Origin of the sequence: Streptomyces lomondensis, assembly GCF_014651035.1 — a bacterium.
GTDB lineage: Bacteria > Actinomycetota > Actinomycetes > Streptomycetales > Streptomycetaceae > Streptomyces > Streptomyces lomondensis.
The window spans coordinates 268231-287729 of record NZ_BMWC01000008.1 but is presented as its reverse complement, the minus strand read 5'-3'; the positions used below and the strand labels follow the sequence as shown (position 1 = coordinate 287729).

The following is a 19499-nucleotide window of genomic DNA, read 5'->3' as shown; positions in this document are numbered from 1 at the left end:
CACCGGTCGGGGCCTTCGCACGTCTCCTGAGAAGCGGACAGCACGCGCTCATACAGCACAGGCCGCGCGGCTGCTGTCGCCGTAGATGGCAAAGACCCCCGGTCCTGATGGACCGGGGGTCTTCTCGCTGGTGGGGCTAACAGGATTTGAACCTGTGGCCTCATCCTTATCAGGGATGCGCTCTAACCAACTGAGCTATAGCCCCGCCGCGCTCTGCGGTGTGTGTCCCGCGCGCTGACTCCTGAAGATTAGCGCACGACATGGGCAGTCCCAAAATCCGTTGTCGGAGCACCGTCACCGGGACACCCGCAGCACGTCAGAGCGACGTCACTCGTCCTCGGCGAGCGTCAGCTCGACACCGCCCACGAAGCCCGCGGAGAGGTTGTAGATGAACGCGCCGAGCGTCGCGAGGGCCGTCGCCAGGACGACGTCGATGACCGCGATGATCGACGTGAACATCAGGACGTTGGGCAGCGACAGGAAGGCCTGGAGGTCGAAGCCGTTGGACTCGTTCGAGCCGGTGGCCTCGGAGATCGTGCCGCCGACCGTGGAGAAGACGCCCATCGCGTCCATCACCATCCACAGCACGGCAGCCGCCACGATCGTGCAGATGCCCAGCGCGATGGAGAGCAGGAAGCTGACCTTCATCACCGACCACGGGTCGGCCTTCGCCACCCGCAGCCGCGCCTTGCGGACGCGGGGCGTGGTGCGCGCGCCCGTGCGCGGGCGCCGTACGGCAGCCGCGGCGGCACCGGCACCGGCGGCCGCCCCCTGCTGCGCCGGGTAGGCCTGCGGCGGGTGGTACGGCCCGGCCGGCTGCTGCGTCTGCCGTTCCCCGGGGAGCGGGGAGGCCGCGGCGGTGCCCTGCTCCCGCGCGGCCGGCTGGGGCTGCGGCTGGGGCTGGGCGCCGGACGCGGCCGGGCCCGCGCCCGCCTTGGGCTGCTGTGTCTGCGGACCTCGGGTGTCCGTCACGGTTCCCCCCTGGGATTCCTGCGCGTCAGGCGAGGGCGCGTCCTTGGTCGGGGACTTGATCGCCTTCAGGTTGGTCGTGTGCGGGTCCGCCGCACGCGCGGCGGAGCCACGGCCGCCGTCGTCCGTGTCCGTACCCGTCGAGGTACCGCTCGGTCCGGCGCCCGTGGCTCCGCTCACGCTGACTCACTCCTCGTGCCTACTCGGCCGAGGGCGCCTCACCCTCGTCCGTGCCGGTGGCAGCGACACCCTCGGCGGTGTCGTCGACGACCACGTCGCCGTCGACCTCCTCCGCCTCGCGTCCCGCCTCGGCGTTGCGAGCGATGCCCACGACGGCATCGCGCTTGCCCAGATTGATCAGTTGGACGCCCATGGTGTCACGGCCGGTTTCCCTGATCTCGTTGACTCGCGTACGAATCACACCGCCCGACAGCGTGATGGCGAGGATCTCGTCGGTCTCCTCGACCACCAGAGCGCCGACGAGAGATCCGCGGTCCTCCACGATCTTGGCGGCCTTGATGCCGAGGCCGCCGCGACCCTGGACGCGGTACTCGTCGACGTTGGTCCGCTTCGCGTACCCGCCGTCTGTGGCAGTGAACACGAACGTACCGGGTCGAACAACATTCATCGAGAGCAGCTCGTCACCCTCGCGGAAGCTCATGCCCTTGACACCCGAGGTGGCACGGCCCATGGGACGCAGGGTTTCGTCCGAGGCGGTGAACCTGATCGACTGTGCCTTCTTGCTGATCAGAAGCAGATCGTCGTCGGACGAGACAAGCTCGGCACCGATCAGTTCGTCGTCCGAACCGTCCTCCATGGAACGGAGGTTGATCGCGATCACACCGCCGGAACGGGGCGAATCGTAATCCTTCAGAGGCGTCTTCTTCACAAGTCCGGCCTTGGTGGCGAGGACGAGGTACGGAACGGCCTCGTAGTCGCGGATCGCGAGGATCTCGGCGATCGCCTCGTCCGGCTGGAAGGCGAGCAGGTTCGCCACGTGCTGGCCGCGCGCGTCCCGGCCCGCGTCGGGCAGTTCGTAGCCCTTGACGCGGTAGACGCGGCCCTTGTTGGTGAAGAACAGCAGCCAGTGGTGCGTGGTGGACACGAAGAAGTGGTCGACGATGTCGTCTTCCTTGAGCTTCGCGCCGCGCACGCCCTTGCCGCCGCGCTTCTGGGCGCGGTAGTCGTCGGTCTTGGTGCGCTTGATGTAGCCGCCCCGGGTGACCGTGACGACGATGTCCTCCTCGGCGATCAGGTCCTCGATGGACATGTCGCCCTCGTACGGGATCAGCTTGGTCTTGCGGTCGTCGCCGTACTTCTCGACGATCGCGGCCAGCTCCGCGCTGACGATGCCGCGCTGGCGGACCGGAGAGGCCAGGATCTCGTTGTACTCGTTGATCTTCGCCTGGAGCTCGTCGTGCTCCTGGACGATCTTCTGGCGCTCCAGGGCGGCCAGTCGGCGCAGCTGCATCTCGAGGATGGCGTTGGCCTGGATCTCGTCGATCTCCAGGAGGCTCATCAGGCCGCCGCGAGCGATCTCGACGGTGTCGCTGCGCCGGATCAGCGCGATGACCTCGTCGATGGCGTCCAGGGCCTTCAGCAGACCGCGCAGGATGTGCGCCCGCTCCTCGGCCTTGCGCAGCCGGAAGCGCGTACGGCGGACGATGACCTCGATCTGGTGCGTCACCCAGTGGCGGATGAACGCGTCCAGCGAGAGCGTGCGCGGCACGCCGTCCACCAGCGCCAGCATGTTGGCGCCGAAGTTCGACTGCAGGTCGGTGTGCTTGTACAGGTTGTTCAGGACGACCTTGGCGACCGCGTCCCGCTTGAGGACGATGACCAGGCGCTGGCCCGTGCGCGAGGACGTCTCGTCGCGGACGTCGGCGATCCCACCGATCTTGCCGTCCTTCACCAGGTCGGCGATCTTCTGCGCGAGGTTGTCGGGGTTGGTCTGGTACGGCAGTTCCGTGACCACCAGGCACTGGCGGTTCTGGATCTCCTCGACCTCGACGACCGCGCGCATCGTGATGGAGCCGCGGCCCGTGCGGTACGCCTCCTCGATGCCCCGGCGGCCGACGACGAGCGCGCCGGTCGGGAAGTCCGGGCCCTTGATGCGCTCGATGAGCGCGTCGAGCAGCTCCTCGTGCGAAGCCTCGGGGTTCTCCAGGTACCACTGGGCGCCGGCCGCGACCTCGCGCAGGTTGTGCGGCGGGATGTTGGTCGCCATGCCGACCGCGATACCGGCCGAGCCGTTGATCAGCAGGTTCGGGAAGCGGGCCGGCAGGACGGTCGGCTCCTGGGAGCGGCCGTCGTAGTTGTCCGTGAAGTCGACGGTCTCCTCGTCGATGTCACGGACCATCTCCATCGACAGCGGCGCCATCTTGCACTCGGTGTACCGCATGGCCGCGGCCGGGTCGTTGCCCGGGGAGCCGAAGTTGCCGTTGGAGTCGACGAGCGGCATGCGCATCGACCAGGGCTGCGCGAGGCGCACCAGCGCGTCGTAGATGGAGGAGTCGCCGTGCGGGTGGTAGTTGCCCATGACGTCGCCGACGACGCGGGCGCACTTGTAGAAGCCGCGCTCGGGGCGGTAGCCGCCGTCGTACATCGCGTACAGCACACGGCGGTGGACGGGCTTGAGGCCGTCGCGGACGTCGGGCAGCGCACGCGAGACGATGACGGACATCGCGTAGTCGAGATACGAGCGCTGCATCTCGGTCTCGAGCCCGACGGGCTCGACGCGCATGGCCAGGGCGTCACCCTCGGGCTGCGTCACGGGAGTGTTCTCGTCGGTCATTGCTGGTGAAGGTCCTTCCTGGTGCGGTCAGCTGAGACCGACTCAGATGTCGAGGAAGCGGACGTCCTTGGCGTTGCGCTGGATGAACGCGCGGCGGGCCTCGACATCCTCGCCCATGAGGACCGAGAACAGGTCGTCGGCCTGGGCGGCGTCGTCGAGCGTGACCTGGCCGAGGACGCGGTGCTCCTGGTCCATGGTCGTGATGCGCAGCTCCTCGGCGTTCATCTCGCCGAGACCCTTGAAGCGCTGGACCGAGTCCTCGCGGATGCGCTTGCCGGCGTTGCGGCCCATCTCGATCAGGGCGTCGCGCTCGCGGTCGGAGTACGCGTACTCGAAGTCGTCCTTGCCCCACTTGATCTTGTAGAGCGGCGGGCGGGAGAGGTACACGTGCCCAGCCTCGACCAGGGGCCGCATGAAGCGGAACAGGAAGGTCAGCAGCAGGGTGTTGATGTGCTGGCCGTCGACGTCGGCGTCCGCCATCAGGATGATCTTGTGATAGCGGAGCTTCTCGATGTCGAAGTCCTCGTGCACGCCCGTGCCGAACGCGGAGATCATCGCCTGGATCTCCTGGTTCTGCAGGATCCGGTCGATGCGCGCCTTCTCGACGTTGAGGATCTTGCCGCGGATCGGGAGGATCGCCTGGTACTGCGGGTTCCGGCCGGACTTGGCCGAGCCGCCGGCGGAGTCACCCTCGACGATGAAGATCTCGCACTTGGTGGGGTCGTTCGACTGGCAGTCGGAGAGCTTGCCCGGCAGGGACGCCGTCTCCAGCAGGCCCTTGCGGCGGGTCAGGTCGCGGGCCTTGCGGGCCGCCACGCGCGCGGTGGCCGCCGCGATGCCCTTGCGGACGATGTCCGCGGCCTCGTTCGGGTTGCGGTCCAGCCAGTCCGCGAGGTGCTCGTAGACGACCTTCTGCACGAAGGTCTTGGCCTCGGTGTTGCCCAGCTTGGTCTTCGTCTGGCCCTCGAACTGGGGCTCGCTCAGCTTGACCGAGATGATCGCGGTCAGACCCTCACGGATGTCGTCACCGGTGAGGTTGTCGTCCTTCTCGCGCAGCAGCTTCTTGTCGCGCGCGTACTTGTTGATGAGCGAGGTCAGCGCGGCCCGGAAGCCCTCTTCGTGCGTACCGCCCTCGTGGGTGTGGATGATGTTGGCGAAGGAGTACACGCCCTCGGTGTAGCCGCCGTTCCACTGCATGGCGACCTCGAGGGAGAGCTGCTTCTCCTTGTCCTCGGCCTCCAGGTCGATGACGGTGGGGTGCACCGCCTCGCCCTTGCGGGAGTTGAGGTACTTCACGAAGTCGACGATGCCGCCCTCGTAGTGGTACGTGACCGTCTTGACCTCGGCGGTCTCGTCCGCGCCCGCCTCGTCCGCCCCGGAGGTGGCCTTCGCGGACTCGCGCTCGTCGGTGAGCCTGATCGTGAGGCCCTTGTTGAGGAACGCCATCTCCTGGAAGCGCCGCGAGAGCGTCTCGAAGGAGTACTCGGTGGTCTCGAAGATGTCCGGGTCGGCCCAGAAGGTGACCGACGTGCCGGTCTCGTCGGTGGCCTCGTGCTGGGCGAGCGGCGCCGTGGGGACGCCCATCTTGTAGTCCTGCGTCCAGCGGTGGCCGTCGGTCCTGACCTCGACGGCGACCTTCGAGGACAGCGCGTTCACGACGGAGACACCCACGCCGTGCAGACCACCGGAGACCGCGTAGCCGCCGCCGCCGAACTTGCCGCCCGCGTGCAGCACCGTCAGCACGACCTCGAGGGCCGGCTTGCCCTCGGAGGCGACGATGCCCACCGGGATGCCACGGCCGTTGTCGACGACGCGGACCCCGCCGTCGGCGAGGATCGTCACGTCGATGGTGTCCGCGTGGCCGGCCAGTGCCTCGTCGACCGAGTTGTCGACGACCTCGTACACGAGGTGGTGCAGTCCTCGCTCACCGGTCGAACCGATGTACATGCCGGGTCGCTTGCGGACCGCGTCCAGACCCTCGAGGACGGTGATGGCACTGGCGTCGTACGACGCCGTTACAGAGGCCTCGGCGACTCCGGCCGGGGCCTCGGTGGACGGGATGTTCTCGTTGGGGTTGCCGGAATCGGCCACGAAGCGCCCTTTCTGGCACAGCACGAGCCAGGCTCGTCGGCGGGTTGCCGGAGCGGCTGCGGCATGTTGCGTTGGTAAGCCTTGATCAGCGTTGCTCAGCTTTTCCCGGACGGTCCCCACGAGTGGGGCGGGATTACTTCCAGTCTACCGGTAGCACTGACACTGATGGGGGTTTGCCGGTACCTGAGTCCGCATGTGCCGCCCTCGACGGGTCTTGTCCGACTCCCGATATACGGATGGGGGCTCCAAGAGGCTCACGGAGGCACTCAGCGCTTCCGGCCGTCAACCCTTGGCTACTTCGGAGTCAGGTCGCGATTCGCAACCGTGTGCGGTGGCATGACGGGAGGGTCGCGCCCGCCGACCCGGGCCGGAGAGACGTGACGTAAGTCACCTGTAGGTGTCGCCCGGTCCGCTGCTGCCGGGGACACGCAGAGGGCCGTAGCGGCGCGCGGGACCACCGGGTCCCATGACCTTGATCTGGCGCACGGTGCCGTGGCCCAGGTCCTCGTTGAGGCGGGCGACCAGGGTCGGGGCGAGCAGCCTGAGGTTCGTCGCCCAGGCCGTCGAGTCGCAGCGCACCGTCAGGACGTGCTCGTCCTCGTCGTACTTCTCCGGCACGCAGTGCTTGGCCACGTCCTCGCCGACGATCTGCGGCCAGCGGCCCATCACGCCGCCCACCGCGGCCGGGGCCTCCCAGCCGCGCTCGGTGATCAGCCGGTTGATCGCGGAGCCGAGCGCCATGGGGTCGCGGCCGTCGGCGCGCGCGCCGGAGCGCAGCCCGCCACCGCGGCGCGCCTGCTTCTTCTGCTGCGCCGCGTCCCCACGCGCGCGTGCCGCGTCCTTGGCCGCGCGGAGCGCCACGCGCGCGAGGTCGACGCCGGAGGGCTCGGGGGTCTTCTTCGGCTCCTGCGTGCTCATACGCGCTCCACCGTCCCCTCGGACACGGAGAACCGCGCCCCGGACAGCACATGCGGTACGTCGTCGTCGACCGCGGCGGTCACCAGGACCTGCTCGCCCGGTGCGACCAGCTCGGCGAGGCGCTCACGCCGGCGGGTGTCCAGCTCGGCGAAAACGTCGTCGAGCACCAGCACCGGCTCGTTGCCCTCCGCCCTGAGCAGGTCGTACGAGGCCAGGCGCAGCGCCAGCGCGTAGGACCAGGACTCGCCGTGCGAGGCGTAGCCCTTGGCGGGCAGCTGGCCGAGCTTGAGCTGGAGGTCGTCCCGGTGCGGGCCGACCAGGGTGACACCGCGCTCGATCTCCTGCTTGCGGGCCTCGGCGAGCGCGGCCGTCAGCTGCTCGTAGAGGTCCTCGCGCGTGTGCGCCTCGCCCGGCGCGGACGGCTTGTACTCCAGGGCGATCGGGCCGCCACCGGGGGCGAGTTGCTCGTACGCCTTGTCCGCGAGCGGCTGGATCGTGGCGATCAGGTCCAGGCGCTGGGCGAGCAGCTCGGCGCCCGCGCGCGCGAGGTGCTGGTCCCATACGTCGAGCGTGGACATGTCCATGCTGCGGCCGCCGTGCCGTCGGGCCAGCGCGGCCGACTTCAGCAGGGTGTTGCGCTGCTTGAGGACGCGGTCGTAGTCGGAGCGGACCCCGGCCATGCGCGGGGAGCGCGCGGTGATCAGCTCGTCGAGGAAGCGGCGCCGCTCCCCGGGATCGCCCTTGACCAGGGCGAGATCCTCCGGAGCGAACAGGACCGTCCGTACGATCCCCAGCACGTCACGCGGCTTGACCTGTGAGGACCTGTTGATCCGGGCCCGGTTGGCGCGCCCCGGGTTCAGCTCCAGCTCGACCAGCTGCTGCCGCTCGCCCTGCCGGACCTGGGCCCGGATGATCGCGCGGTCGGCGCCCATGCGGACCAGGGGGGCGTCGGAGGAGACCCGGTGGCTGCCGAGGGTGGCGAGATAGCCGACGGCCTCGACGAGGTTGGTCTTGCCCTGCCCGTTCGGCCCGACGAAGGCCGTCACCCCCGGGTCGAGCGGGACCTCGACCCGGGGATACGAGCGGAAGTCGGCCAGCGACAGATGCGTGACGTGCATGGTCGTTTCGCCGACCTCCCTCGGTGCTCGGTTACTTCTTCTCGACCGCGTGGCCGCCGAACTGGTTCCGCAGCGCCGCGATCATCTTCATCTGGGGCGAGTCCTCCTGGCGGGAGGCGAACCGCGCGAACAGCGACGCCGTGATCGCCGGCAGGGGCACCGCGTTGTCGATCGCGGCCTCCACAGTCCAGCGTCCCTCGCCGGAGTCCTGTGCATAACCCCGGAGCCCCTCCAGGTGCTCGTCCTCGTCGAGGGCATTCACCGCGAGGTCCAGCAGCCAGGAGCGGATGACCGTGCCCTCCTGCCAGGAGCGGAAGACCTCCCGGACGTCGGTCACGGAGTCGACCTTCTCCAGCAGCTCCCAGCCCTCGGCGTAGGCCTGCATCATCGCGTACTCGATGCCGTTGTGGACCATCTTCGCGAAGTGGCCGGCGCCGACCTTGCCGGCGTGCACCGAGCCGAACTCGCCCTCCGGCTTGAGGGCGTCGAAGATCGGCTGCACCTTGGCGACGTTCTCCTTGTCGCCGCCGTACATCAGCGCGTAGCCGTTCTCCAGGCCCCAGACGCCCCCGGAGACACCGCAGTCGACGAAGCCTATGCCCTTGGCCGCCAGCTCCTCGGCGTGCCTCTCGTCGTCCGTCCAGCGGGAGTTGCCGCCGTCCACGACGACGTCGCACGGCTCCAGCAGCTCGGCGAGCTCGTCGATCGTGGACTGCGTGGGCTCGCCCGCCGGGACCATCACCCAGACCACGCGCGGGCCGCTGAGCTTGCCCACAAGTTCCTGGAGGCTGTGGACATCGGCGAGGTCCGGGTTGCGGTCGTATCCGTAGACGGTGTGGCCCGCGCGGCGGATCCGCTCGCGCATGTTGCCGCCCATCTTGCCGAGGCCGACGAGACCGAGCTCCATCAGTTGTGTTCCTTAGGTTTGCAGGTGTCCGACGTGGCGTTGCGGCACTTTCGTACCGTGCCGAGCCTAAACCCGGACGCTCGCGCACATCTGTGGGCATACGCGCTCAGTCGTACGCCCTCACCTGCGGGTTTGTCCCCAGCCTGTGGACAGCCGCCGGACCTCAGCCGCTGAGCCGCACCGGCATGATCAGGTACTTGTAGGCCTCGTCCGCCTCGGCGTCCAGCGCCGGCTTGCCGCTGAGCAGCGCGGGCTTCGTGGACGTCGTGAAGGAGAGCTGGGCGACCGGGGAGTCGATGGCGCTCAGGCCGTCCAGCAGGAACGTCGGGTTGAAGGCGATCGAGATGTCGTCGCCCTCCAGCTGGGCGTCGACCCTTTCCACAGCCTGTGCGTCGTCGCTGGAGCCCGCCTCCAGGATGAGGACGCCCTGCTCGAAGCTGAGCCGCACCGGGGTGTTGCGCTCGGCGACCAGGGCCACGCGCTTGACGGCCTCCACGAAGGGGGCCGTCTCGATGACGGCGACGCTGTTGAACTCCGTCGGGAACAGCGTGCGGTACTTCGGGAGGTCGCCCTCCAGCAGGCGGGTCGTCGTACGGCGGCCGGCGCCCTCGAAGCCGATCAGGCCCTCGCCCGAGCCCGAGCCGGACAGCGCCAGGGTCACCTGGTCGCCGCTCGTCAGGGCCTTGGCGGTGTCCAGAAGCGTCTTGGCGGGGACCAGGGCGACCGCGGAGGCCTCCGGGTTCTCCGGCTTCCACAGGAACTCGCGGACCGCGAAGCGGTAGCGGTCGGTCGACGCCAGCGTGACCGTGTCGCCCTCGATCTCGATGCGGACGCCCGTGAGGACGGGCAGCGTGTCGTCGCGGCCCGCCGCGATGGCCACCTGGGCGGCCGCGGAGGCGAAGACCTCACCGGGGACCGTGCCCGTAGCGTTCGGCATCTGCGGCAGGGCCGGGTACTCCTCCACAGGCAGGGTGTGGAGTGTGAACCGGGAGGAGCCGCACACCACCGTCGCCCGTACACCGTCTGTGGAGATCTCCACCGGCCGGTTGGGGAGCGCGCGGCAGATGTCCGCGAGCAGGCGGCCGGAGACCAGGACCGTGCCCTCCTCCTCGACCTCCGTCTCCACCGACACGCGTGCGGAGACCTCGTAGTCGAAGCTGGACAGGCTCAGCTGGCCGTCCTCGGCCTTCAGCAGCAGGCCGGCGAGGACAGGCGCCGGCGGACGGGCCGGGAGGCTGCGCGCCGCCCAGGCCACTGCCTCCGCGAGTACGTCGCGTTCCACCCGGATCTTCACCGTAAGCCGCCTCCTGCTGTTGCCGGCGTTCTCGCCCTGCTTCGCCTTCGTCGTCTGACTCGGTGTCTCCGGCCCCTGTGATGGGGAGGACACCGGGGACCAGTCTGACGCACGGCACTGACAGTAGGTGCCTCTCGGGGTCAAGTCGTGACGAGGGGCGGTCGGGCACCGGAGGGCGAGTTGTGCACAGGACCCGCTTCGAAACGAATTCCGCTCTCTCTCTAGTCGGACGTAGTAGTAGGGCCTGTGGATACCGTGGATAACCACGTTTGCCCAGCTCAGAGCGCGAATTTTGTCCACCGGGCCTGTGGGCGCGAGCGGTGGACAACCGGGTGTAGCTGTGGAGAACAGAAAGTTCTGCACACACCGTGCACAGGGTGGGGCGAGTTTTCCCCAGTGCTGTCCCCAGCTTTACCCACCTTTCCCACAGCCCAACCCGGCAGCTTTGTGTGACGCCTTTCACTCGACCCGGTGAGGAGGCGCGTCGCGTTGCCGAACAGTGGACAGGCATGTGGAGAAGCGGCTGATCGCTGGGGACAACGGCCCCCAGCCTGTGGGCGGCCGGTGGACAACTCGGTGCACAGCCTGTGGATCCCCGCTCCGTCCACAGTCTGTGGAGATCCTCCGTCCACGGATCCACAACCACCTGAGCTGGTCTGATGGTCTTTCAACAGCGCCTTCTGTGGACACGGTCTGGACAACTCCCCGGTCCCCAGGATGTGGACGGCAGAAAGTCCCCGAATCTGTGGAGGGAGGCCGTAACGCGGTGGCTATTCGAACAGGGGGTTGCGGGAGGGTGCCCGGCGATGGGCTTCGGCAGGGGGATGACAGGTGGCGGTGGAACGAGAAGAAGGGCGCCCCGGAGTCCTCCGGGGCGCCCTCAGCGGTGTGCTGTCGTCGCTGTCAGCCGTTCTTGATGCGGTTGGTCAGCTCCGTGACCTGGTTGTAGATGGAGCGGCGCTCGGCCATCAGGTTGCGGATCTTGCGGTCCGCGTGCATGACGGTCGTGTGGTCGCGCCCGCCGAACAGCGCGCCGATCTTCGGCAGCGACAGGTCGGTCAGCTCACGGCACAGGTACATGGCGATCTGCCGGGCGGTGACGAGTGCGCGGCCGCGCGAGGTGCCGCACAGGTCCTCGACGGTCAGCCCGAAGTAGTCCGCCGTCGCGCCCATGATGGCCGTGGACGTGATCTCGGGAGCGGAATCGTCGCCGCCGGGGATGAGGTCCTTGAGGACGATCTCCGTCAGCCCCAGGTCGACCGGCTGCCGGTTGAGCGAGGCGAACGCCGTGACCCGGATCAGCGCGCCCTCCAGCTCACGGATGTTGCGCGAGATCCGCGACGCGATGAACTCCAGCACCTCCGGCGGCGCGTTCAGCTGCTCCTGCACCGCCTTCTTGCGGAGGATCGCGATCCGCGTCTCCAGCTCGGGCGGCTGGACGTCGGTGATCAGCCCCCACTCGAAACGGTTCCGCAGCCGGTCCTCCAGCGTGACCAGCTGCTTCGGCGGCCGGTCGGAGGACAGCACGATCTGCTTGTTGGCGTTGTGGAGCGTGTTGAACGTGTGGAAGAACTCCTCCTGCGTCGACTCCTTGTCCGCCAGGAACTGGATGTCGTCGACGAGCAGGATGTCCATCTCGCGGTACCGCTTGCGGAAGCTGTCGCCCTTGCCGTCGCGGATGGAGTTGATGAACTCGTTGGTGAACTCCTCCGAGCTCACGTACCGCACCCGCGTGCCCGGGTAGAGGCTGCGCGCGTAGTGCCCGATCGCGTGCAGCAGGTGCGTCTTGCCGAGCCCGGACTCCCCGTAGATGAACAAGGGGTTGTACGCCTTCGCCGGCGCCTCGGCGACGGCGACCGCGGCCGCGTGCGCGAAGCGGTTGGACGCGCCGATGACGAACGTGTCGAAGAGGTACTTCGGATTCAGACGCGCGGTGGGCTCACCCGGGCCGGTCGCCGGCGCGGGCTGCGCGGCCAGCGGGCCGGGCGCACCGGTGGTGGGCAGGTTCGGGCCGACGGGGCCGCCCCGGTGCACGTGCCCCGAGCCGGGCGGCGGCTCGGGCAGCTCCCGGCGGACCGGGTCGCGCTGGTCGTAGTCGGGGCGTGACGTCTCGTAGTCGGAGCGCGGCGGCTCGTAGGAGGGGCGCTCCATGGACTGCGGGCGGTAGTCCTGGGAGGGGGGACCGTAGGAGTCCTTCGACCCATAGGTGTCCTGCTGACCGTACGAATCCTGCGAGCCGTACTTCTCCTTGGATCCGTACGCGTCCTGGGACCCGTAGGAGTCCTGAGAGCCGTACGAGTCCTGCTGCGGTGACGCGTACGGGTCACGCTCGGGGAAGCCGAGGCGCTGCTGCTGCCAGCCGTACTCGTCCTGCGTCGGCCGCGGCCAGGAGCCGGGCTCGGGGCGCTGGTACTCGGACGGATACGCGGGACGGGCCGTGGGGATTTGATCTCCGCGCTTAGGCGGAAGCTGGTCGCCGGCGGTTCCCGGCAGCTGGTCGGCGCGGTGGCGGCCGTACCCCTCGTATCCGTCGCGGTCCTGGCGTGAGTCGTATCCGTCGCGGTCCTGGCGCGGGGCCGGGTGCTCGGGCTCCTCATAGCGCGGCTGGGAGCGGGCCGGGGGCGCGGGCGGGCCCGGGGGCTCGCCCGCGGAGTCGTCGACGGTGATCGCGATCCGGATCGGGCGGCCGCACTCGCGGCTCAGCGTCTCGCTGACGATCGGCGCCAGACGGCCCTCGAGCACGCCCTTCGCGAATTCGTTCGGTACGGCGAGCAGGGCGGTGTCCGCGACCAGCGCGAGCGGCTGGCAGCGCCGGATCCAGTGCTCGTCCTTGGCCTCGACACCCTGGCCGCGGCCCTCCCCGAGGAGCTGCTCCAATACGCGTGGCCACACTGCGGCAAGATCGGCAGGTACGTCAGCCACAGGGCACGCTCTCTCACAGGTCCCACGAACGTGTGGTTCTGGGACGGGTCGGGATGTAAATCGGGTGGGTCAGGGATAAGGGAACGAATCGGAGTTCCGTCACGGTAGTCAGGGCGGCCGGTGCGGTTCAAGTTGTTGTCCCCAGCCTGTGGACAAGTGTCTCCCGGCGGCTCCCGGTTTGACCGGATGGCGTAGCCGCGCGTACCGTAACCAGGTCGAGTTGTCGATGGCTGCTGCCGCCTGCCTCCGATGGGCACAGATCATTTGGGTGATCGGTAAGCGGTGCACTCGGGCGTAACTGCGAGCTACTCGTGGGCGCACGGTGACAGCCAGGACGGCACCCCGCAACTACCGATTTCTTCTGGAGCCCCCGAGTGAGCAAGCGCACCTTCCAGCCGAACAACCGTCGTCGCGCGAAGACCCACGGCTTCCGGCTGCGTATGCGCACCCGTGCCGGCCGCGCGATTCTCGCGTCCCGCCGTAGCAAGGGTCGCGCCCGCCTGTCCGCCTGATTCCGATCAGGTCATGACGTCGTGCTGCCCACCGAGAACCGGCTGAGGCGGCGCGAGGACTTCGCGACCGCGGTGCGACGAGGTCGTAGGGCTGGACGCCCTACCCTCGTCGTCCACCTTCGAAGCGGTGCCACGGACCCGCACGCGCCTGGGGAGAGCGCTCCCCCGACGCGTGCGGGTTTCGTCGTGAGCAAAGCCGTGGGTGGCGCGGTCGTGCGCAACAAAGTGAAGCGCAGGCTTCGCCACCTGATGCGCGAGCGAGTCGCCCAGCTGCCCCCCGGTAGCCTGGTAGTCGTACGAGCGCTGCCCGGATCGGGCGACGCCGACCATGCACAGCTGGCCCGAGACCTGGATGCCGCTCTCCAGCGGTTGCTGGGAGGGGGCGCGCGATGAAGTACCCGCTGCTGGCTCTGATCAAGCTCTACCAGTGGACGATCAGTCCGCTGCTCGGGCCGGTCTGCAAGTACTACCCGTCGTGCTCACACTACGGCTACACGGCCATCGACCGGCATGGTGCCATCAAGGGAACGGCACTCACGGCCTGGCGCATCCTGCGGTGCAACCCGTGGTCGCTGGGCGGAGTAGACCATGTCCCGCCGCGTAAGCGCCCGCGGTGGCACGAAATGCTGCGTAACGCGTGGCGTGCACGCAAGGGCGGGCCCTCCGCCGCCGAACCGGCCACCGAGGGACAGACTTCTCCCACAAGTCCGTCCAGTCCTTCGAGCCCGGCCGCAGAGACACCGTCCCATGCCCAAGGAGCATGATTAGTGGACACGATTGCCAGCCTCTTCAGCTTCATCACCACACCCGTCTCCTGGGTCATCGTCCAGTTCCACACGGTGTACGGCGCCATCTTCGGCCCCGACACCGGGTGGGCCTGGGGCCTGTCGATCGTGTCCCTGGTGATCCTGATCCGTATCTGCCTGATCCCGCTCTTCGTGAAGCAGATCAAGGCGACCCGGGCGATGCAGACGCTCCAGCCCGAGATGAAGAAGATCCAGGAGCGCTACAAGAACGACAAGCAGCGTCAGTCCGAAGAGATGATGAAGCTGTACAAGGACACGGGCACCAACCCGCTGTCCTCGTGCTTTCCCATCCTGGCGCAGTCCCCGTTCTTCTTCGCCCTGTACCACGTGCTCAACAGCATCGCGTCGAACGACACCATCGGCGTGATCAACAACAGCCTCCTGGAGAGCGCCCAGAAGGCGCACATCGTCGGGGCGCCGCTGGCGGTGAAGTTCACCGACAGCTCGTCGAAGGTGGAAGCGCTCGGTGCCACCCTGACCGACGTCCGGGTCGTCACCGCCATCATGATCATCCTGATGTCGGCGTCGCAGTTCTTCACCCAGCGCCAGCTGATGACGAAGAACGTCGACACCACGGTGAAGACGCCGTTCATGCAGCAGCAGAAGATGCTGATGTACGTCTTCCCCATCATCTTCGCCGTCTTCGGCATCAACTTCCCGGTCGGTGTCCTCGTCTACTGGCTGACCACCAACGTGTGGACCATGGGCCAGCAGATGTACGTCATCCACAACAACCCGACCCCGGGTTCCAAGGCCCAGGCCTCCTACCTGGAGCGCCTGCACAAGCACGTCACGGACCGCAACAAGGTCAGCCGGCGCCGTGACCGGGCCATCATCAAGGCGATCGTCGCCAAGGGCCGCGACCGCAACGAGTTCGAGCGCAAGTTCATCAACGGCCTCAGCAAGGCCGGCCTCGCCGCCCAGGCCGATGGCACGGTGATCAAGAGCGACACCGCGGCCGCCGCCCAGGCCGAGGACGGTGCGCCGACCACCGTCGGCACCCCGAAGCGTCAGCAGCCCAAGCGGCAGACCAAGGCCCAGCGCCAGTCCGGCACCGCCAAGGCGGCCGGTGAACACGAGCCGAAGACGTCGCTGACCAAGGCCGACGAGCCCGAGGACACCAAGCCCGCAGCCGCTGCCAAGAAGGGCGGCGCGAAGCCCGGCAGCGGTACCCGCAGCAAGGCCCAGTCCGGACAGCGCAAGGGTCCGCAGCGGCCCAAGTCCCCGTCCAAGAAGTAAGAAGGAGTCCATCCCGTGACGGAAGGCACCACCTCCGCCGCTGCCGAGGGTGCAGACACCCTGACCCGCCTGGAGCAGGAGGGCGAGATCGCGGCGGACTACCTGGAGGGTCTGCTCGACATCGCCGACCTCGACGGCGACATCGACATGGACGTCGAGGCCGACCGCGCCTCCGTCTCGATCATCAGCGACACGGGCAGCCGTGACCTGCAGAAGCTGGTCGGCCGCGACGGCGAGGTGCTCGAGGCACTCCAGGAGCTCACCCGTCTGGCCGTGCACCGCGAGACCGGTGACCGCAGCCGCCTGATGCTCGACATCGCGGGATACCGCGCCCGGAAGCGCTCCGAGCTGTCCGAGCTGGGCGCCAAGGCCGCCGCCGAGGCCAGGAGCAGCGGTGAGGCCGTGAAGCTGAAGCCCATGACTCCGTTCGAGCGCAAGGTCGTGCACGACGCGGTCAAGGCCGCGGGCCTGCGCAGCGAGTCCGAGGGCGAGGAACCGCAGCGGTTCGTCGTCGTGCTTCCCGCCTGATCGGCCCGTACGTTCCCCGGCCCCGTCTGTTGCGCAGGCGGGGCCGAACTTTGTCAGCCTGATAGTTCTGGTGGTTCTGGTGTCGGCGCGGGGTGCGCCGACGCGGTACGGAAGGACGGTCCCCCCGTGACGGAGGCAGCGGAGCTTCCCCCCGCGCCCGAACAGGCGCGCGCGGTGTTCGGTGATCGCTTCGCGGATGCGGTGCGGTACGCCGAACTGCTCGCTGAGGCGGGCGTGCAGCGCGGTCTCATCGGCCCGCGTGAAGTGCCCCGCCTGTGGGAGCGGCACCTGCTGAACTGCGCGGTGCTCTCGGAAGTGGTGCCCCAGGGCGTGACGGTCTGCGATGTCGGTTCGGGCGCCGGCCTGCCCGGCATTCCGCTGGCGCTGGTCCGGGAGGACCTGAAGATCACGCTGCTGGAGCCGCTGCTGCGGCGCACCAACTTCCTCACCGAGGTCGTGGAACTGCTCGGGCTCGATCATGTGACCGTGGTACGCGGCCGGGCCGAGGAGGTCATGGGGAAGATCCAGCCCGTCCACGTCGTGACCGCCCGTGCCGTCGCGCCCCTCGACCGACTCGCCACCTGGGGCATCCCGCTGCTGCGGCCGTACGGGGAGATGCTCGCGCTCAAGGGCGATGCCGCGGAGGAGGAGCTGAAGAGCGCGTCGGCGGCTCTCAGCAAGCTGGGTGCTGTGGAGACGTCCATCCTGCATGTCGGTGAGGGCGTGGTGGACCCGATGTCCACGGTCGTGCGCGTCGAGGTCGGGGAGAGTCCCGGCGGTGTGCGCTTCGCCGCGAAGCGCGCCAAGGCGGCTCGTACGGGTCGTGCGAGGCGGCGACGCTGATCCGTCCTGAGGACGAGACGTACTCCACACAAGCTGCCAAACCTACGCATGCCGGAGTGTCGCGACAGTACGGCCACCGCTGCTGTGCATCGTGTTTCACGTGAAACGTCGCTCACTGCTGCACGGCATCATCAGTCGTGGCCGCGCTGCGGCCGAACCCCGCGACCGTAAGCCTCTCGGTTCACTCGATGAGGGACCGGAGTTGTCCACAGAGGTGGATTTCTCCACAGAACGCAAGGCCTCACTGGTTCATGACCCCGAAGACATGGGAGGCTCTGTTCATTGCGAGCCTGAAGTCGAGGAGAGTGAATCCTTGCGGTCCGACGCCAACATCGCGGGACCGATGACCGATCCGGTCCCCGGTCCCCGTACCGAGTCGATGGGGGCGGATGTTTCACGTGAAACACCGCCTCCGATGGACGACACTCCCATCGGTCGTGCTGCCCAACTGGCGGTGGAGGCTCTAGGCCGCGCCGGCGAGGGCCTGCCACGGCCCGAGCAGACCCGAATCATCGTGGTCGCCAACCAGAAGGGCGGCGTGGGCAAGACGACGACGACCGTCAACCTTGCCGCGTCGCTGGCCCTGCACGGTGGCCGCGTTCTGGTGGTCGACCTCGACCCACAGGGCAACGCGTCCACCGCACTGGGCATCGACCACCACGCCGAAGTTCCGTCCATCTATGACGTGTTGGTGGAGAGCAAGCCGCTCTCCGAGGTCGTCCAGCCGGTCCCGGATGTCGAGGGTCTCTTCTGCGCCCCCGCCACGATCGATCTCGCCGGTGCGGAGATCGAGCTGGTATCCCTGGTGGCACGGGAGAGCAGGCTTCAGCGCGCCATCCAGGCGTACGAGCAGCCGCTGGACTACATCCTCATCGACTGCCCGCCCTCGCTCGGTCTCCTGACGGTCAACGCCCTGGTGGCGGGCCAGGAGGTCCTGATCCCGATCCAGTGCGAGTACTACGCGTTGGAGGGCCTGGGACAGCTGCTGCGCAACGTCGACCTGGTGCGGGGGCACCTCAACCCCGCCCTGCATGTGTCGACCATCCTGCTCACCATGTACGACGGCCGGACGCGACTCGCGTCCCAGGTCGCCGAAGAGGTGCGCACCCACTTCGGCGACGAGGTACTGCGGACGAGCATCCCTCGGTCCGTCCGTATCTCGGAGGCGCCGAGTTATGGGCAGACGGTACTGACTTACGATCCTGGATCGAGTGGTGCCCTCTCCTATCTTGAGGCGGCACGAGAGATCGCGCTGAAGGGCGTGGGCGTCAGCTATGACGCGACCCACGCTCACATCGGCGTACAGCAGAACGACCCGAACATGGTGGAGGGCATCCAGTGAGCGAGCGACGGAGGGGGCTGGGCCGTGGTCTCGGCGCACTGATCCCTGCCGCCCCGACGGAGAAGTCGGTGGCCCAGGCTGCGGCGGGGGGTGCCGCTTCCACATCCCCTGCGGCCGTGCCCGCGCTGCCGAACGACCGTGGGGTGGCCGCGGCGAAGGTGACGACTCTGCCGACTGTTTCACGTGAAACAGAGGAGCCGGCGCAGCCCAGTGCTCCGGCCGCGCCTGCGGCACCCATCGGTGCGCACTTCGCCGAGATCCCCCTCGACTCCATCAAGCCGAACCCGCGGCAGCCGCGTGAGGTCTTCGACGAGGACGCGCTGGCGGAACTCATCACCTCCATCAAGGAAGTGGGGCTCCTCCAGCCGGTCGTCGTGCGGCAGGTGGGTCCCGCCCGCTACGAGCTCATCATGGGCGAGCGCCGTTGGCGGGCCTGCCGTGAGGCGGGGCTGGAGGCGATCCCGGCGATCGTGCGGGCCACGGAGGACGAGAAGCTCCTCCTGGACGCTCTGCTGGAGAACCTGCACCGCGCCCAGCTGAACCCTCTGGAAGAGGCAGCTGCCTACGACCAGTTGCTGAGGGACTTCAACTGCACGCACGACCAGCTCGCGGACCGCATCGGCCGTTCCCGCCCACAGGTCTCCAACACCCTGCGTCTGCTGAAGCTTTCGCCGGCCGTACAGCGCCGGGTCGCCGCCGGGGTGCTCTCGGCCGGCCATGCGCGGGCACTGCTGTCGGTCGAGGACTCGGAGGAGCAGGACAAGCTGGCCCACCGCATCGTCGCCGAGGGGCTCTCGGTGCGGGCGGTGGAGGAGATCGTGACCCTGATGGGGTCACGGCCGCAGAAGGCCCAGCGGCCCAAGGGCCCGCGTGCCGGTGCCCGGGTCTCTCCCGCGCTGTCCGAGCTCGCCACCCGGCTCTCGGACCGTTTCGAGACGCGGGTGAAGGTCGACCTGGGGCAGAAGAAGGGCAAGATCACCGTCGAGTTCGCCTCGATGGAGGACCTTGAGCGGATCCTCGGCTCTCTCGCCCCTGGCGAGGGACCGGTCCTGCAGAAGAGTCTCCTGGAGGGCGACTCCGAGGAGAGCGAGTCCTGAGCCTCCGGCAGGAGCGTCCCCTGTGCATCCGACAGAGCGGGCCGTGTCCGGTGTGTACCGGAACGTGGCCCGCTCTTTCCTTTCTGGCGGTATCGATGGAATCGCATCGTGGATACGAT

The 19499-nt window shown here is 68.4% G+C and carries 16 protein-coding genes and 1 tRNA gene; 8 read left to right on the top strand and 9 right to left on the bottom strand.

Annotated features, from left to right (window positions below):
- Positions 1–128: 128 nt before the first annotated feature.
- The 9 genes from IE255_RS26390 to dnaA all read right to left on the bottom strand — a co-directional run bounded on the left by IE255_RS26390 (position 129) and on the right by dnaA (position 13013).
- Positions 129–205, bottom strand: a tRNA-Ile gene (locus IE255_RS26390).
- 122 nt (positions 206–327) lie between these two features.
- Positions 328–1149 carry a DUF3566 domain-containing protein gene (locus IE255_RS26385; protein ID WP_190052855.1) on the bottom strand — a complete coding sequence of 274 codons (822 nt, stop codon included), beginning with the start codon at positions 1147–1149 and terminating at the stop codon, positions 328–330.
- A gap of 19 nt (positions 1150–1168) precedes the next feature.
- Positions 1169–3763 carry a DNA gyrase subunit A gene (gene gyrA / locus IE255_RS26380; RefSeq protein WP_190052854.1) on the bottom strand — a complete coding sequence of 865 codons (2595 nt, stop codon included), beginning with the start codon at positions 3761–3763 and terminating at the stop codon, positions 1169–1171.
- Positions 3764–3805: 42 nt separating this feature from the next.
- Positions 3806–5878: a DNA topoisomerase (ATP-hydrolyzing) subunit B gene (gene gyrB, locus IE255_RS26375; protein ID WP_190052853.1), complete on the bottom strand. Its 2073-nt coding sequence runs from the start codon at positions 5876–5878 to the stop codon at positions 3806–3808.
- 363 nt (positions 5879–6241) lie between these two features.
- Positions 6242–6772, bottom strand: a complete 531-nt coding sequence (locus IE255_RS26370; RefSeq protein ID WP_190052852.1) for a DciA family protein — start codon at positions 6770–6772, stop codon at positions 6242–6244.
- Positions 6769–7890, bottom strand: coding sequence for a DNA replication/repair protein RecF (gene recF / locus IE255_RS26365; RefSeq protein WP_190052851.1), 1122 nt, complete (start codon positions 7888–7890; stop codon positions 6769–6771). The genes IE255_RS26370 and recF overlap by 4 nt, the downstream gene beginning before the upstream one ends.
- 31 nt (positions 7891–7921) lie before the next feature.
- Positions 7922–8797 (bottom strand): phosphogluconate dehydrogenase (NAD(+)-dependent, decarboxylating), encoded by an 876-nt coding sequence (gnd, locus tag IE255_RS26360; protein ID WP_190052850.1) that lies wholly within the window; start codon positions 8795–8797, stop codon positions 7922–7924.
- Between the two features lie 163 nt (positions 8798–8960).
- A complete protein-coding gene (dnaN, locus tag IE255_RS26355) occupies positions 8961–10091 on the bottom strand; it encodes a DNA polymerase III subunit beta (RefSeq protein WP_190052849.1) in 1131 nt (376 codons plus the stop codon).
- A 903-nt stretch (positions 10092–10994) separates the two neighbouring features.
- Positions 10995–13013 carry a chromosomal replication initiator protein DnaA gene (dnaA, locus tag IE255_RS26350; protein ID WP_190052848.1) on the bottom strand — a complete coding sequence of 673 codons (2019 nt, stop codon included), beginning with the start codon at positions 13011–13013 and terminating at the stop codon, positions 10995–10997.
- A gap of 374 nt (positions 13014–13387) precedes the next feature.
- On the opposite strand from dnaA, the gene rpmH reads away from it, so the two are divergent.
- From rpmH to IE255_RS26310, 8 genes are all read left to right on the top strand, one after another.
- Entirely contained in the window at positions 13388–13525 is a 138-nt protein-coding gene (gene rpmH / locus IE255_RS26345) for a 50S ribosomal protein L34 (RefSeq protein WP_003956500.1), read from the top strand.
- 21 nt (positions 13526–13546) lie between these two features.
- Positions 13547–13918 carry a ribonuclease P protein component gene (gene rnpA, locus IE255_RS26340; protein WP_078650725.1) on the top strand — a complete coding sequence of 124 codons (372 nt, stop codon included), beginning with the start codon at positions 13547–13549 and terminating at the stop codon, positions 13916–13918.
- On the top strand, positions 13915–14289 hold the full coding sequence (gene yidD / locus IE255_RS26335; RefSeq protein WP_190052847.1) for a membrane protein insertion efficiency factor YidD: 375 nt from the start codon (positions 13915–13917) through the stop codon (positions 14287–14289). Before rnpA ends, yidD begins: the two co-directional genes overlap by 4 nt.
- Before the next feature lie 3 nt (positions 14290–14292).
- The gene (gene yidC / locus IE255_RS26330; RefSeq protein ID WP_190052846.1) at positions 14293–15570 is read left to right on the top strand and encodes a membrane protein insertase YidC; all 1278 of its coding nucleotides are present in this window, start codon (positions 14293–14295) and stop codon (positions 15568–15570) included.
- A 15-nt stretch (positions 15571–15585) separates the two neighbouring features.
- The gene (locus IE255_RS26325) at positions 15586–16098 is read left to right on the top strand and encodes a Jag family protein (protein WP_190052845.1); all 513 of its coding nucleotides are present in this window, start codon (positions 15586–15588) and stop codon (positions 16096–16098) included.
- Positions 16099–16224: 126 nt separating this feature from the next.
- Positions 16225–16941 (top strand): 16S rRNA (guanine(527)-N(7))-methyltransferase RsmG, encoded by a 717-nt coding sequence (gene rsmG, locus IE255_RS26320; RefSeq protein ID WP_190052844.1) that lies wholly within the window; start codon positions 16225–16227, stop codon positions 16939–16941.
- 265 nt (positions 16942–17206) lie between these two features.
- Positions 17207–18283 carry a ParA family protein gene (locus IE255_RS26315; protein ID WP_190052971.1) on the top strand — a complete coding sequence of 359 codons (1077 nt, stop codon included), beginning with the start codon at positions 17207–17209 and terminating at the stop codon, positions 18281–18283.
- A complete protein-coding gene (locus IE255_RS26310; RefSeq protein ID WP_190052843.1) occupies positions 18280–19380 on the top strand; it encodes a ParB/RepB/Spo0J family partition protein in 1101 nt (366 codons plus the stop codon). The genes IE255_RS26315 and IE255_RS26310 overlap by 4 nt, the downstream gene beginning before the upstream one ends.
- Positions 19381–19499: the final 119 nt, after the last annotated feature.